Source organism: Flavobacterium sp., assembly GCF_035292545.1.
GTDB lineage: Bacteria > Bacteroidota > Bacteroidia > Flavobacteriales > Flavobacteriaceae > Flavobacterium.
Window position 1 is genome coordinate 1 of the sequence record NZ_DATDPV010000001.1, and the last position, 15,204, is coordinate 15,204.

The 15,204-nt window shown below is 36.7% G+C and carries 13 protein-coding genes; 8 read left to right on the forward strand and 5 right to left on the reverse strand.

Features of this window, described 5'->3' with window-relative positions:
• Positions 1–1,401 (forward strand): T9SS type B sorting domain-containing protein (locus VI621_RS00005; RefSeq protein ID WP_324216333.1); only part of this gene is annotated, 1,401 nt, incomplete at its 5' end.
• Between the two features lie 54 nt (positions 1,402–1,455).
• Here VI621_RS00005 and VI621_RS00010 read toward each other — a convergent pair.
• Positions 1,456–2,388: a 1-phosphofructokinase family hexose kinase gene (locus VI621_RS00010; RefSeq protein WP_324216334.1), complete on the reverse strand. Its 933-nt coding sequence runs from the start codon at positions 2,386–2,388 to the stop codon at positions 1,456–1,458.
• A 155-nt stretch (positions 2,389–2,543) separates the two neighbouring features.
• Between VI621_RS00010 and thiL the strand changes: the two genes are divergently transcribed.
• The 5 genes from thiL (at position 2,544) to VI621_RS00035 (ending at position 6,193) form a co-directional block, all read left to right on the forward strand.
• Positions 2,544–3,593, forward strand: a complete 1,050-nt coding sequence (thiL, locus tag VI621_RS00015) for a thiamine-phosphate kinase (RefSeq protein WP_324216335.1) — start codon at positions 2,544–2,546, stop codon at positions 3,591–3,593.
• Between the two features lie 135 nt (positions 3,594–3,728).
• Positions 3,729–4,058, forward strand: coding sequence for a metalloregulator ArsR/SmtB family transcription factor (locus tag VI621_RS00020; protein ID WP_324216336.1), 330 nt, complete (start codon positions 3,729–3,731; stop codon positions 4,056–4,058).
• A 12-nt stretch (positions 4,059–4,070) separates the two neighbouring features.
• Positions 4,071–4,574 (forward strand): DUF6428 family protein, encoded by a 504-nt coding sequence (locus VI621_RS00025; protein WP_324216337.1) that lies wholly within the window; start codon positions 4,071–4,073, stop codon positions 4,572–4,574.
• 56 nt (positions 4,575–4,630) lie between these two features.
• Positions 4,631–5,662 carry an ACR3 family arsenite efflux transporter gene (gene arsB, locus VI621_RS00030; protein ID WP_324216338.1) on the forward strand — a complete coding sequence of 344 codons (1,032 nt, stop codon included), beginning with the start codon at positions 4,631–4,633 and terminating at the stop codon, positions 5,660–5,662.
• Positions 5,663–5,782: 120 nt separating this feature from the next.
• On the forward strand, positions 5,783–6,193 hold the full coding sequence (locus tag VI621_RS00035; protein ID WP_324216339.1) for an arsenate reductase ArsC: 411 nt from the start codon (positions 5,783–5,785) through the stop codon (positions 6,191–6,193).
• Positions 6,194–6,247: 54 nt separating this feature from the next.
• Here the strand turns inward: VI621_RS00035 and VI621_RS00040 are convergent, their stop codons facing one another.
• The gene (locus VI621_RS00040) at positions 6,248–7,795 is read right to left on the reverse strand and encodes a glycine--tRNA ligase (RefSeq protein WP_324216340.1); all 1,548 of its coding nucleotides are present in this window, start codon (positions 7,793–7,795) and stop codon (positions 6,248–6,250) included.
• Positions 7,796–7,888: 93 nt separating this feature from the next.
• Between VI621_RS00040 and VI621_RS00045 the strand changes: the two genes are divergently transcribed.
• Together VI621_RS00045 and VI621_RS00050 are read left to right on the forward strand one after the other, a co-directional pair.
• On the forward strand, positions 7,889–8,572 hold the full coding sequence (locus tag VI621_RS00045; RefSeq protein ID WP_324216357.1) for a ComF family protein: 684 nt from the start codon (positions 7,889–7,891) through the stop codon (positions 8,570–8,572).
• 183 nt (positions 8,573–8,755) lie between these two features.
• The gene (locus tag VI621_RS00050) at positions 8,756–10,357 is read left to right on the forward strand and encodes an Ig-like domain-containing protein (protein WP_324216341.1); all 1,602 of its coding nucleotides are present in this window, start codon (positions 8,756–8,758) and stop codon (positions 10,355–10,357) included.
• Here the strand turns inward: VI621_RS00050 and VI621_RS00055 are convergent.
• The 3 genes from VI621_RS00055 to VI621_RS00065 all read right to left on the reverse strand — a co-directional run bounded on the left by VI621_RS00055 (position 10,350) and on the right by VI621_RS00065 (position 15,102).
• Positions 10,350–11,111 carry an amidohydrolase gene (locus tag VI621_RS00055; protein ID WP_324216342.1) on the reverse strand — a complete coding sequence of 254 codons (762 nt, stop codon included), beginning with the start codon at positions 11,109–11,111 and terminating at the stop codon, positions 10,350–10,352. The genes VI621_RS00050 and VI621_RS00055 overlap by 8 nt on opposite strands.
• A gap of 57 nt (positions 11,112–11,168) precedes the next feature.
• On the reverse strand, positions 11,169–13,973 hold the full coding sequence (locus tag VI621_RS00060) for a GH92 family glycosyl hydrolase (RefSeq protein WP_324216343.1): 2,805 nt from the start codon (positions 13,971–13,973) through the stop codon (positions 11,169–11,171).
• Positions 13,974–14,052: 79 nt separating this feature from the next.
• On the reverse strand, positions 14,053–15,102 hold the full coding sequence (locus VI621_RS00065) for a hypothetical protein (RefSeq protein ID WP_324216344.1): 1,050 nt from the start codon (positions 15,100–15,102) through the stop codon (positions 14,053–14,055).
• Between the last annotated feature and the right edge of the window lie 102 nt (positions 15,103–15,204).

Consider the following 15,204-nt stretch of genomic DNA (forward strand, 5'->3'; position numbering starts at 1 on the left):
GTCGACAGTTTCACAGATGTGTTTACTTGTACTGATTTTACACTTCCGGCATTGACTAACGGAACCTATTACACCGCCACAGGTGGTCCTAACGGCACCGGAACAGTTATTTCTGCCGGAACAGTTATTTCTGCCACGCAAACGATTTACATTTATAATGAGTGGAGTGATTTTACGGCATGTACCAATGAAACCATTTTTACTGTTGAAACCGGCGGGGTCGAAGTTGGCACTTTCTCAGACATTAATGAATGCGATAGTTATACTTTACCTGCATTAACTGTGGGTAATTACTACTCTCAATCTGGCGGACAAGGGTCAATAATTCCTGCTGGAACCGTCTTAATAACATCGCAAACAATTTACGTTTATGCGATAGTAGGCACTCGATTAACCTGCTCGGATGAGGATGATTTTGTGGTTACTCTTTCGACAACACCAGTCTTAACGAGCCAACCCGATGTAGAAGCTTGTGCAAACTATACCTTACCTGCTTTACCAATAGGCAATTATTTTTCCGGAGCAAACGGAACGGGAACGCCTTATTCTGCTGGTCAAAATATTTCGACGAGCCAAATAATGTATGTTTATGCAGTTTCGCAAACCAACCCAAATTGCTTCGACCAAGACGACTTCAATATCACCATTTATCCATTGAATAATCTCGTAATTAATGACGGTGCGATTTGCGTGGATTTCACCACTGGAGCATTACTTAGTTCTTTCGAATTAGTTTCAGGTCTAAATCCTGCTATTTTCACTGTAGAATGGTATTTGAATGGAACATTAATGGGAACTGGACCCAATTACACAGCCATCCAGGAAGGGACTTATGATGTAATCATTATTAAAAACACACCGGACATCGGGGGTGACTGCGGCTACAATCCAACAACTGTCACCGTTGAGAAATCAAGCACAGCCATTGCAACTACAACAGTAACAGGTGCTTTTGAAGATACTATCGATATTATCGTAAATGTCACCGGTGGTTTCGGAACCTATGAATACCAGATGGACAATGGTCCTTTTCAAACTGACAATATTTTTCACGATGCCCCTTCGGGTCAACATATTATTACCATCCGCGACACAAAAGGCGATTGCGGCGATATTATATTATTAGCTATCGTATTGAAATACCCAAATTATTTCACTCCAAATGGCGATGGCACTCATGACACTTGGAATATTTTTGATTTAGCAGACCAATCGGATGCAGTAATCAATATTTATGATCGATACGGAAAATTTATAAAACAACTCAGTCCGACGGGACCAGGCTGGGATGGAACCTATAATGGACAGCCACTTCCTTCTACCGATTATTGGTTTCAGGTTTTTTATAAAAATAATGGTGTTGATCAGGAATTCAAAGCTCATTTTAGCATGAAACGATGATATAAACAAAGCCTATAATAAAAATTGTCAGGCAATTTTATTCTAAATAAAAAATCACTTCTTTTGAAGCCATTCAAATAAACGTTTGGCATCTTCAAGTTTAAAGAGTTGCGTCCCTTCGTTCATAGTTGCCGCTGTACCACAGGCGACACCCCATTGCAAGACTTCTTTTAAACTTTTATTTTGTGACAAAGCCCAGGCCATACCACCCACCATGCTGTCTCCTGCCCCAACAGTACTTTTCTTTGCAACATTGGGTGCAGGCACAAACTCATGAAGATCTTTTGTAACTAATACTGCGCCTTGCGGACCAAGGGAAACCACTACAATTTCTGCTCCACCACTAGCGATGATTTGTTTAGCCGATTCATATACTTCATCTATTTCCAAGCGCTCCACACCTACTAATTTTGCCAATTCGCCAACATTGGGTTTTATCATATAAACTCCGGCTTCCAACGCATTTTTAAGGGCCTCGCCATAAGCATCTAGAATCATTTTAAAACCCGATTTCTTAGCGATTTCAGCAATTTGTTTGTAAAAATCAGCTGGTAAACCTTCATTCAAACTACCACTCACAATTAAATAATTGCATTTTAATTCTTCAACTACCCGAAGGATTTCTTCTTTTTCGTCAGAATTGATTTCAGCTCCCCTAAAACCGAAACGGTATTGCAAATTCGTATTGTCATCGATAGCAACAAAACTTTCTCTGGTCCAACTGTGAATTACTATGGTTTCAAATGCTATTTTTTCCTTTTTGATCAATTCCTTCAGCATGTTTCCGGAGGAGCCTCCGGATGTAAATATCGCTTTAGAAACTCCTTCCAAACGGACGATGGCTTTAGAAACATTGATTCCGCCGCCACCCGCATCATATCGCGGTGTTTCACATCGGATTTTCTGCTCTGGAACCAAACCTCTAAAATGGGCACTTTTATCCAAAGCAGGATTAACCGTAAGGGTAACAATATCAAACGTTTTCATTATCAGCAAATTAAAGTACTATAAAGTTCCGATAAAAATTTCAAACCTCAAATACAAACATTAATAAATCAAGTGACTGTAATGAATCAATTCTCTTTTATTTGATAAATAAACTTTACAACTTCGTACCTTTGCGCCTCAGAAATTTAAAAGAAATGATCGAAGATAAAACCCCACAACGAACCAGTATTGCACAATTAGGAGAATTTGTCCTGATAGACCACTTAACCAAAAATTTCACCATCAACCAACCTTCAACGCTAAAAGGAATTGGAGATGACGCCGCCGTTTTGGATTTTGCTGACAAAAAAATCGTTGTTTCAACGGATTTATTGATTGAAGGCGTTCATTTTGATTTAGCCTACATGCCCTTGAGACATTTAGGATACAAAGCAGTTGTAGTGAATATTTCAGATATTTGCGCGATGAATGCCAAAGCAACCCAAATCACGGTATCTGTTGCGGTTTCCAATCGTTTTCCATTGGAAGCACTCGAGGAATTATTTGATGGAATTACACTTGCTGCTTCCGAGTATAATGTAGATGTAATTGGTGGCGACACGACTTCCTCTCAAAAAGGATTAATCATAAGCATTACCGCAATCGGTCAGGCAGATTCAGAAGAATTAGTATATAGAAATGGCGCAAAACAGACCGATTTATTAGTTGTATCCGGCGATATCGGTGCCGCTTACATGGGATTGCAGGTTTTGGAACGCGAGAAGCAAGTCTTTCAGGTCAACCCAAATTCACAACCCGATTTAGAGGCTTACACTTATTTAATCGAACGCCAATTGAAACCTGAAGCCAGAAAAGATGTGCGTACTTTATTGCATGCTTTGGAAATAAAACCCACTTCAATGATCGATATTTCAGATGGATTATCCTCAGAAATTATGCATTTGTGCAAACAATCCGGCGTTGGTTGTAATTTATATGAAGACAAATTACCGCTTGATCCGCAATTGATTAATGTTTGCGAAGAATTCAATATTGATAGTACCACCGTTGCCATTAATGGAGGCGAAGATTACGAATTGCTTTTCACCATTGCGATGGAAGATTTCGAAAAAATCAAAGGCAATCCTAACTTTACAATTATTGGTCACATGACTCAGGAAAGCGAAGGCATCCATCTGGTTACTCGTGCCAATACGAAAATCCCGTTAAAAGCACGTGGCTGGGATGCAATTACACAAGAATAAAAATCTTAAAATACCTATACTAAATCCTGATATTCAACCTGTCAGGATTTTTTATTTAAAGTTGTTTTCAATTAAATTAGTGTTAAATATCAAAAAACACTTGGTTAAACTAAATCTATATCGTAATATTGCGATATGGGAATAACAAAAACAACCGGTTTCTCAGAAGAAACTAACGAAATGGCCGAAATCCTAAAAGCATTAGGGCATCCTGCAAGATTGGAAATCGTACAATTTCTGATGAAATCCAACTCCTGCGTTTGCGGCGACATCGTCGAAGTTTTACCATTGGCACAATCAACCGTTTCGAAGCATTTATCCGAATTGAAAAAAGTGGGTGTCATAAAAGGAACAATCACGGGAAATAATATTTGTTATTGTTTAGATGAAAAAATCATTCAAAAAATTCAAACCTTTATAAACTTAGTACAAACAACCTGCTGCAAATCTTCGGATTGCTGCTAAAAATCAACTATCATGAATTGGACAGACTTTAAAACACAGTTGGCTCAAAATCCTGAACTTCATTTGCAATTTGAATTTGCAGAAAACCAAAGAGTAAATCCCTCTTTTCACATCACCGAAATCAAGCAAGCCAATATCACCTCAGTAGATTGCGGTGGAAAGATGAATGCTTGGACCGAAGTTATCGTTCAACTTTGGGAACCAAATACCAATGAAACCGAACGTCCAATGAAAGTTTCAAAAGCCATGTCTATTATCGATTTAGTAGAAAAAACACTTCCGCTAAATCCGAATAGCCCGGTAAAAATAGAATTTGGTAACGACAGTTTCGAAACGCGTCAAATGCATCCTCAGGATTTTCAAATCACAAACGACGAGATTATCGTAAAATTGACCGCGGACAAAACCGAATGCAAAGCCATCGGAAGAGGTCAGACTTGCGGAACGCCAAAAGAAAAAGTAAAATTATCAGAAATTCAAAACAGCTGTTGCACACCCGATTCCGGCTGTTGTTAATTCAACGATAAAGAATCAAAACAAACACTATCTGCCACGCATTTCAACCCTTTTAAATGAAAAAAAGACTCGGATTTTTAGACCAATATTTAACCCTTTGGATATTCCTGGCGATGGCTATCGGAATCGGAATCGGGTATTTTATTCCAAACACAGGCGATTTTATCAACTCTTTTTCGAGCGGAACCACAAATATTCCGTTAGCCATCGGATTAATTCTAATGATGTATCCGCCTTTGACCAAGGTTGATTTTTCGAAGATTCCACAAATGTTCGAAAAACCAAAATTATTATTCGCCTCGTTATTCATCACCTGGATTGTCGGGCCGTTTTTGATGTTTCTGTTGTCCATTTTCTTTTTACGGGACAATCCGGAATACATGACCGGATTAATCATCATCGGGATTGCACCTTGCATCGCGATGGTCATCGTCTGGAACGAATTAGCCGAAGGAAACCGCGAGTTAACAGCGGGTTTAGTAGGAATTAATAGTTTATTACAGGTTTTGTTTTTTAGTTTGTATGCCTATTTTTATCTCGAAATCATGCTTCCCTTATTCGGAATCAAAGGATTGTCCTTAAATATCACCATTGCAGAAATAGCAAAAACCGTCGGAATCTATCTCGGAATCCCATTTGCCTCGGCCATGATCAGCCGTTATGCCATCCGAAAATACATTGGCGAGAAATGGTTCAACCAAAAATTCCTGCCGTTTATTTCTCCAATAACCCTGATTGCTTTACTTTTTACTATTGTCGTAATGTTCAGCCTAAAAGGCGAAATGATTGTAGACATCCCCATGGATGTAATCAAAATAGCCATTCCATTGGTAATCTTTTTCGCAACTATGTTTACGCTAATGTTTTTCGTAGCTAAACGTGTTGGCGCCAATTACAGAGACAATGTCGCAGCATCTTTTACTGCAACAGGAAATAATTTCGAACTGGCTATTGCCGTTTCCATTGGTGTTTTCGGCATCAATTCCGGACAGGCATTTGCCGGTGTAATCGGTCCCTTAGTAGAAGTTCCCGCATTAATCTTAATGGTTCGTTTTGCCTTTTGGCTAAAGAAAAAGTATTACAAATAATTGGGGCGTGACCCGTCCCACGGGGTCGGGGTCGGGCTGTCAGGGCTACACGGTAGCCTCTTCTATCCCTTACGCAAAAAAGCTTCCCCTAAATAATTGCCCATCCAAAACAACTAAAAAATGAAAAAAATATTAGTATTATGCACAGGAAATTCGTGCAGAAGCCAAATGGCACATGGCTATCTACAGCATTTTGGAAAAGATAAAGTACAAGTATACAGCGCCGGTGTAGAAATTCACGGTCTTAACCCGTTTGCGGTTGGTATCATGGCAGAAGATGGCATTGACATTTCCAAACACACTTCCAACCACGTAGACGAATACCAAGACATTGACTTTGACTATATAATTACAGTTTGTGATAACGCCAAAGAGGCCTGTCCATTCTTTCCAACCAAAACCAAAACGATACATCATAGTTTTGAAGATCCATCAAAATCATCGGGAACCGCTAAAGAATTGATAGCCGAGTTCCGAAAAGTAAGAGATGAAATAAAAGAATTCTCAAAAGAATTTATCGCTAAGATCTAAATGCAAAAAGGCTTTCCAAATCGGAAAGCCTTTCTTTATATAATTACAAGCGGATTACACTTTCGCTTTCATCAACCAGTTTTTCATTGAAACTTCATTTTCAATTATCGATTTCAATTCCGAAATCTTTACACGATCTTGTTTCATCGAATCTCTGTGACGAATCGTTACCGTTTGGTCTTCAATCGTCTGATGATCTACAGTAATACAGAACGGTGTTCCCAATGCATCTTGTCTTCTGTAACGACGACCGACCGCATCTTTTTCATCATAAGCCACATTGAAATCCCATTTCAAATCATCGATAATTTGATGTGCAATTTCAGGCAAACCGTCTTTTTTAACTAATGGAAAAACAGCGGCTTTGGTTGGCGCCAAGACCGATGGCAATTGCAATACAGTTCTTACAGAACCATCTTCCAAGGTTTCTTCTTTTAATGAATTGGAGAAAACAGCCAAAAACATTCTATCTAATCCAACGGAAGTCTCCACCACATAAGGCGTATAATTTGCATTGGTTTCCGTGTCGAAATATTGCAATTTCTTTCCGGAGAACTTTTCGTGCGCTTTTAAATCGAAATCCGTACGAGAGTGAATTCCTTCCAATTCTTTGAAACCGAATGGGAAATTGAACTCAATATCAGCTGCAGCATTAGCATAATGTGCTAATTTTTCGTGATCGTGAAAACGGTAATTTTCCTTTCCTAAACCAAGAGATAAATGCCAGTTCAAACGCGTCGTTTTCCAGTATTCGTACCATTGCATTTCTTCGCCTGGTTTTACAAAAAACTGCATTTCCATTTGTTCAAATTCACGCATACGGAAAATAAATTGTCTCGCAACAATCTCATTTCTAAAGGCTTTTCCGGTTTGTGCTATTCCAAAAGGAATTTTCATTCTTCCTGATTTTTGCACGTTTAGGAAATTGACAAAAATTCCCTGAGCCGTTTCCGGACGCAAGTATAAATCCATTGCCGTATCGGCAGAAGCCCCTAATTTGGTTCCGAACATCAGGTTGAATTGACGTACTTCGGTCCAGTTTCTGGAACCCGTTTCAGGATCGGCAATTTCCAATTCTTCGATTAAGGCTTTTACATCTTCCAAATTTTCTGTTTCCAGAGAATGTGCCATTCTCTCGAGAATTTCTTTTTTCTTAGAAAGATATTCCACCACTCTTGGATTGGTGGTTACAAATTCCAATTCATTGAAAGCATCGCCAAAACGAGATCTTGCTTTTTCAATTTCTTTTAGCGCTTTTATATTCAATTTTTCGGCATAATCTTCAATCAAAACATCAGCCCTGTATCTTTTTTTGGAATCTTTGTTGTCAATCAACGGATCATTGAAAGCATCCACGTGACCGGAAGCTTTCCAAGTGGTTGGATGCATTAAAATTGCGGCATCAAGACCTACAATATTTTCGTGCATTTGCACCATGGATTTCCACCAATATTCCCTAATATTTTTCTTTAGTTCTACTCCGTTTTGTGCATAATCATAAACCGCACTTAAACCATCGTAAATTTCGCTAGACGGAAAAATATATCCGTACTCTTTTGCATGCGAAACTACATTCTTAAATAAATCTTCTTGTTTTGCCATAATGCAAAAATATAAAAAGTGAACTTAAAAAAGGAATATAAATGAACATTGAATGATAGATTTTGCTATTTTTATAACTAAATCGAAAAAATGATGTTCAAAAATTTGATAAATCTCCTTTTCCCGAAAGTTTGTCTGGGATGCAAATCCTTTTTGTTAACTAATGAAAACGTAATTTGTACTTCTTGTCGACATGAAATCCCTTTGACACAACATACCAAAAATCCGGAAAATGAAGCTTTTAAGAAATTTTACGGAAGGATTGCTGTTGAACATGCGTCGACTTTGATGTATTATCATAAAAAAGGAATTGTTCAGGAAATCATTCACAGTTTGAAGTACCGCGGCCATGAAGAAATCGGAACGGTTTTCGGAGCCTGGTTTGCCGAGGATTTAAAATCCACTGCCATCACCAAAACTTTCGATGAAATAATTCCAGTTCCGCTTCACAAGAAAAGATTGCGGGAAAGAGGCTATAATCAGGTGACTACTTTCGGATTGGGATTGTCTGAAAATTTGGAAATTCCATATAATCCAATGCTTTTGCAGAGAAATGTTTATTCCAAGACTCAGGCAAAAAAGAATCTTTTGGGTCGAACCGAAATAACGGAAACAGTTTTTGACGTGACCTTTGACGAGAAAGACCATAACAAACATTTTTTGTTAATTGATGATGTTTTGACAACTGGCTCCACGCTTGAAGCTTGTGGAAAGGCTTTGCTGAAAATTCCGGGAGCGAAAATCAGCATTGTTTGTATGGCGATGTCGCATTCATAAATTAAATATTCCTTATGAAATCTGATGTTTTTTAGCCCTGATCGCAGCGGTATCCTTTTGCTTTTTTCTTTAAAAAGCAAAAGATATAGCGTAGAGCGGGAAATAGCTCCTAATAATTCTACAAAATGTTTCGATTACAATAAATATAATTGTTATTTTGTGGGTTCTAATTTTTGATTTATTATGTTGAAAAACAACTTTGCATCTATTTTCATTTTGCTGTTATTGGTAATCACGGGTTGTGCCAAAAGAGGCAACATAACCGGAGGTTTGAAAGATTCCATTGCCCCTGTTTTGAGAACGAGTGTCCCGAAAAATTACAGTACCGATTTTAAAGGAAATGAAATCAAATTGACTTTTGACGAATATATCAAGTTGAAAAACATCAATAAACAGTTGATTATTTCGCCACCGATGACGAAAGCGCCGACTATTTCGCCTACAACCGCAAGCAAATTCATTACGATAAAAATTAACGACACGCTTCAGCCAAATACAACTTACAGTTTTAATTTTGGCCAAAGCATCGAAGACAATAACGAGAGCAATCCGTACAAACAGTTTAAATATGTGTTTTCGACCGGAAGTTATATCGATTCGCTGTCCCTTGGCGGAAAAGTTAAAGATGCCTTGAACAAGGAAGCAGAGCCATTTGTTTCAGTAATGCTTTACGAAATTAATGATAAATTTAAAGATTCTGTGGTTTACAAAGACGTGCCGAGATACATTACGAATACTTTGGACAGTTTGAAAACTTTTAAACTGGAGAATTTAAAACCGGGAAAATATCTTTTGGTAGCGATGAAAGACATTAACAGCAATAATAAATTCAATCCTAAAGAAGACAAAATCGGGTTTCATAAAGAATATATTACGATTCCGAATGATACGGTTTTTGAAGTCGAATTATTTAAAGAAGTGCCTGCTTTTAAAGCCATAAAACCAATTCAGGCTTCTGGAAACAGACTGCTTTTAGGTTATGAAGGCAAGCCAAAAGACATGAAAGTAATTTTGAAACACGGAAATAATATCCTTCCGACAATTGTTACGCAATTCCCTAAAAAGGATTCGGTGCAGATTTGGTACAAACCTTTAAAAGTGGATTCGCTGAATTTGGCTGTGACCAAAGAAAAGTACAGTGAAAATTTTAACTTCAAAATTAAAGACCAGAAAAAAGATACGTTGAGTTTTGAAGCAAAACAAAGCGGCGTGTTGCCTTTGCGTGATAAATTTACCTTGGTTGCTTCAAGACCATTAGTGACCTTTGACAATTCGAAAATGAAAATCACAAATAAGGATTCGATTTCAGTTCCTTTCACAACGGAATATGATGAATTTAATCAGCAGTTGAAGTTTGATTTTGTGAAAGAACCTTTGCAAAAATACACGGTAGCAATTTTGCCTGGTGCCATGACTGATTATTTAGAACAGCCGAATGATACTTTATCCTATAAATTGAGTACGAAAAACACTTCCGATTATGGAAACCTACGCGTGAATTTGGAAAACGTAAAACAGTTTCCGGTTATAGTGGAATTGACCAACGCGAAAGGCGAAGTTATTGCGACAGAATATTCTGAAAAAAATACGACTATTGATTTTACTGCAGTTGAACCTACTCTATTCACGCTCAGAGTCATTTATGACACGAATAATAATAAGGAATGGGACTCCGGTAATTATCTGGAGAAAAGACAAACCGAGGAAGTAATTTATTTCCCCAAAGAAATAGACGTTCGGGCGAATTGGGACGTGGATCAGGTTTTTGATTTAAGTATTAAATAGTAAATGAATCTCTGTCGTTCAGGAAACCGAATTTTTGTCTGGTTTCCAGCATTTTTTGTTTGTCTAAAACCGTGATAAAAACGTCTTCCTGTTCGTTTGGTGCTATTAAATAATTGCCTAAACAATCCAATACTTGTGAATGTCCCGGATAATTGTGTTTGTTTTGGTCTTCGCCAATTCTGTTCACACCAATCACATAACTCATGTTCTCTATAGCACGCGCTTTTAGCAAGGCATCCCAAGCATTGATGCGTGGTTCCGGCCAATTGGCTACATAAATCAGCAAATCATAATCCTCCGTATTCCTTGCAAAAACAGGGAAACGTAAGTCGTAACAGATTAATGGACAGATTTTCCAACCGAGATAGTCTACGATTAGTTTATCGCTTCCTTTTGTGTATGTTTTATCTTCTCCAGCCAAAGTAAACAAATGTCTTTTGTCATATTGTTGGATTTCTCCTGAAGGGAAAACGAACACCAATCGGTTATAGAACTTGTTATTTTCTTTAATGATGAGACTTCCGGTTATTGCGATATTTTTGGATTTTGCCAAAGTTTTAAGCAATGAAATCGTTTCGCCTTGCATCGTTTCAGCTATCTCATTTGGGTTCATCGTGAAACCTGTGGTAAACATTTCGGGAAGCACAATCAAATCTACTTTTTCCTGAATTGCATTGATTTTTTCAGAGAAATAGGTTCTGTTGGCTTGTAGGTTTTCCCAGATTAATGATGCTTGGATTAGGGCGGTTTTCATTTTTTATTGTTTTAAAATAGAGCACGTGATATGAATTTACTCCTGTTATCGGATTTTTTATTTAACTTCAATTTCATCTATAAAAATAAATGCATCACCGCCAAAACCTTGGTGCCATTCGGGTAATTTACCAAAATTATAGGCTTTTACTTTGATGTATTTTGCAGATGTTGGACTTATGGTTCCTTTAAAATCGATAATTTTAGTTTCGGTTTCTTTTGGATCTAAAGTGTTTTCAATGGTTTTGGCTAACGTGAAATTGATATTGTCCATTGAGGTATAGAACTCCACTTTTGCAGGCATTAAAATCCAGGAACGGCTATCCTGAAGAAAATTAGCTGACAATTCGGAAATTTTTTGTTCCTTGATTAAATCAATCACACATTCAAAATCTTGTGACTGGTAGCCTTGCCACTCTCCTTTTTTCCAGTTTTCGGTTCCGTAAATGCCGTCGATTATTCCTTCGTCACCACCGGCAGTGTATTGTGAATTGTATTTAGAACTGATGTTGACTTTCCAATGGTTTGGTTTTTTGAAGAAGGAGGCGGAAATGGTATTGCTTTCATTGCCTTCATTTTTTACTTTTGCTAAAATTTCTGTTGTCAAATCAATATTAAACGGACTAGTGTAGGCAACGAAATCTTTGTCTTTTGTTTTGTCATTTACACCATTATTTATCATGTAAAAAATCTTATCCTTTGGATTATTTGATACAATTTCAATATTCATTTTATCCTTAAAGGATTTGCTTTCTGCTTGAATTACCGGAACTGGAATAATAGATTCAGTCAATTTTGGTTTAATCCAATTAGATCTTGTCATTGGAATCCCTATTCTACTTTCATCCGAATTTTCAACTATAAATCCACTCTTTCCATCTTCAAAATTCACCTTAATCTTTTCAAAAAAAGGTTCGGTTTCAGTCCATCCAGCACGTCCTGGCGTAACAGCATAAATTCCAAGAGAACTCAAAACATACCAAGCGCTCATTTGTCCGCAATCTTCATTTCCGATTAATCCGTCGGGCGCATTTTTATAGAATTCATTTAAAATATAATGTACTTTTTCAGTAGTTTTTTCGGGTTTTCCAACGTAATTATACAAATACGTCATGTGATGGCTTGGTTCATTTCCATGTGCATATTGCCCAATTAAACCTGTAATATCCACTTGCTCTCTTCCTGTTGTGGATGAAGGACTGGAAAACATTTCGTCTAATTTGTTTTCGAAATTTTGTTTTCCGCCAAAAGCTTCAATCAAACCCGGGATATCCTGCGGCACGAAAAAAGTATATTGCCAGGAGTTGCCTTCGGTAAAGTTATTATTGACTTCACGCGCATCAAATGGCGAAATCCAGCCTCCGTTTTTCTTGGGTTGCATGAATCCTGTTAGCGGATTAAAAATGTTTTTCCAATTTTGGGAGCGTTTCATGAAGTATTGATACTCTTCCGTTTTGTTTAAAATCAATGCCATTTGAGCGATACACCAATCATCATAGGCATATTCAACGGTTTTGGAAACGCTTTCGTGTTCATCGTCTAAACTGATAAATCCGTTTTTCTTGTAGGCATCCAATCCCAAATGATCTAACATCGCACTGTGTTTTGCGGCTTCAAAAGCTTTTTCATAATCAAATCCTTTGATTCCTTTTGCCATAGCATCGGCCATTACTGAAACGGAATGGTAGCCAATCATGCAATCGGTTTCATTGGATGCCAATTCCCAAACGGGCAGTCTTCCGCCTTGTTCATATTGTTTTAAAAAGGTATTGATGAAATCGGCAGTTCTTTTTTTATCAATCAAAGTATATAAAGGATGCGCCGCGCGAAACGTGTCCCAAAGGGAGAAAACGGAATAATACGTAAATCCTTCCGCTTGATGGATTTTATTGTCACGACCGCGGTATTTTCCGTCTAAATCCTGCGCAATATTGGGTTGCACCATCGTATGATATAAAGCCGTATAAAAAATTGACAATTTGTCTTTATCACTTGATGTTACTTCTATTTTGGATAATTCCTTGTTCCAAAGTTGCTCGGCTTCTTTTTTGGTTTTATTAAAATCCCAATGGCTGATTTCCGACATGTTTAGTTTCGCCCCTTCGTAACTTGTTGGTGAAAGTGACACTTTTATCAAGATTTTTTCTCCTTTTTTAACTTGTTTAGAAAAGCTTATGGCTAATTCGGTTCCGGAATAAAAAGCTGCACTTTGTTCGCCATTGGCTTTAATTTTACTGATTTTCATCGGCTGATTGAATTCAATTCTGGCATACACATATTGGTCACGAGCCCAGGCTTCACTTCTTCTGAGAATTTCAATGGTTTTATTATTGATGATTCTGACATCACCATATAATAATTTATCCCGATGATTTAAATCGAGAATAATATTGGCTTGACCGCTGTTATTAAAAGTATATTGATGAAAACCGACACGTGTGGAAGCTGTTAATTCGACAGCAATATTGTGTTTGTCCAATTTTACGCTATAAAATCCGGCAGTTGCTTTTTCATTTAAATGTGAAAATTTCGAAGAGTATACTTTACTATCAAAATTGGATTCACCCATGGTTGGCATCAACAATATATCCCCAAAATCAGAAACACCAGTTCCGTTAAGATGGGTATGCGAAAATCCATAAATTACGTTATCGCTGTAATGATAACCGCCGCAACCATCCCAACTGCCATCAATTCTGGTGTCTGGTGATAATTGAACCATTCCAAAAGGGATAGTTGCTCCCGGAAAAGTATGGCCGTGACCTCCTGTTCCAATCATTGGATTCACGTATTGCTGAAAATTATTTTGAGCCAGTGAAACAATTGGAATCAGTAAAAGTAATTGGAAAAATAATTTTCTCATCGTAAAAAATTTGATTATCAAATATAAAAAAACGCATCCATAAATGAATGCGTTTTTTGGGTTTCAAATAAAATATAAATTACTTAGCATTAATCGCTTTATTGATATTTTTAAAATCATCATCCTTTAAATTATAAGTCATCGCACCATAAAAATAATATGCAGGTTCACCAGTCTTTCCATTTACAACTTGCAAATATTTATTAGCATTCATACTAACATATCTTAAATAAAAAATTTCCTCATTATTTAAAATTCTTTTTTCTAAATCAGAATCCGCTATGAATTCAAACTTATATTTATAGTGTTCTAAAAGTTTTTTTAGATCTTTATCATCTTTTATTTTCTCTGTTCCTTTCCATGGATTATATTCCATCATATAAACCTCTGGAATATAAAGAACATCATCTTTAAGCTTTTTTATTTCAGGTTTAGAGAAATCATCATGAAGACCATAATGCTCCCCTTTATTTAGAGATTGGCTAATCTGTTGAAAATAATTTTTTAACATTCCCAAATTTGTATTAGTAAAACTTGTCTCTGTATACATCTTTTCATATAGGATAGAAAGCTTTTCATAAGATGTTTCAGATCTCATTATTTCATTTAGAAATTTATTGTTTACACAAAGAGGTACTTTAGCAATAAACGATGAGTTCTCGTCGAATATTGTTCTTAATTTTCTTGAATACTTTTTATCCTCTGGCTTTAGTTTTGCGAAACTTTTTTGAAATTTCACTGAATTAATAGTTTTTACCACTAAATTCACATGAATATATTTCATCCCATGAGTAGATCCTAGTCCAACAGAAGGTCCATGAGAAGTTTCAATAATGTCTCCAAAAAGTTTAGCTATTGAAAAATTCCCATTAGCATATTCATTTACCTTAAAATCATTATAATCTACAACGATAAAAGGCGTAACAGTCCAAACTTCTTTTAATATTTTTTCATAGTCTTCTTTTTTATAGACATTTGAAAGAATAAAAACAGTAGTGGTTTTTTTAAAATCATTTAAATCTTCTCCTTTAAATTCTTCATTGGCACCCCTTTCGGAAGGGCTTATAGAAACTTGCGAATAATTTTTTACGCTTATAATAAGCATAATAAATAGTGCGATTTTTTTCATTTTTGTAATTGGCTTATTGAAATAATAATCAACTTGAAATAAGCTCATTAAAAACGCATCCATAAATGGATGCGTTTTGCTTATTCTCTTTTTGGCTTATGC

Excerpts from the sequence above, each read along its gene's own strand:
- arsB (WP_324216338.1), top strand. The coding sequence starts at position 4,631 with ATGAAAAAAAGACTCGGATTTTTAGACCAATATTTAACCCTTTGGATA.
- VI621_RS00065 (WP_324216344.1), bottom strand. The coding sequence starts at position 15,102 with ATGAAAAAAATCGCACTATTTATTATGCTTATTATAAGCGTAAAAAAT.
- VI621_RS00050 (WP_324216341.1), top strand. The coding sequence starts at position 8,756 with ATGTTGAAAAACAACTTTGCATCTATTTTCATTTTGCTGTTATTGGTA.
- VI621_RS00060 (WP_324216343.1), bottom strand. The coding sequence starts at position 13,973 with ATGAGAAAATTATTTTTCCAATTACTTTTACTGATTCCAATTGTTTCA.
- VI621_RS00045 (WP_324216357.1), top strand. The coding sequence starts at position 7,889 with ATGTTCAAAAATTTGATAAATCTCCTTTTCCCGAAAGTTTGTCTGGGA.
- VI621_RS00035 (WP_324216339.1), top strand. The coding sequence starts at position 5,783 with ATGAAAAAAATATTAGTATTATGCACAGGAAATTCGTGCAGAAGCCAA.
- thiL (WP_324216335.1), top strand. The coding sequence starts at position 2,544 with ATGATCGAAGATAAAACCCCACAACGAACCAGTATTGCACAATTAGGA.
- VI621_RS00040 (WP_324216340.1), bottom strand. The coding sequence starts at position 7,795 with ATGGCAAAACAAGAAGATTTATTTAAGAATGTAGTTTCGCATGCAAAA.
- VI621_RS00025 (WP_324216337.1), top strand. The coding sequence starts at position 4,071 with ATGAATTGGACAGACTTTAAAACACAGTTGGCTCAAAATCCTGAACTT.
- VI621_RS00055 (WP_324216342.1), bottom strand. The coding sequence starts at position 11,111 with ATGAAAACCGCCCTAATCCAAGCATCATTAATCTGGGAAAACCTACAA.
- VI621_RS00020 (WP_324216336.1), top strand. The coding sequence starts at position 3,729 with ATGGGAATAACAAAAACAACCGGTTTCTCAGAAGAAACTAACGAAATG.
- VI621_RS00010 (WP_324216334.1), bottom strand. The coding sequence starts at position 2,388 with ATGAAAACGTTTGATATTGTTACCCTTACGGTTAATCCTGCTTTGGAT.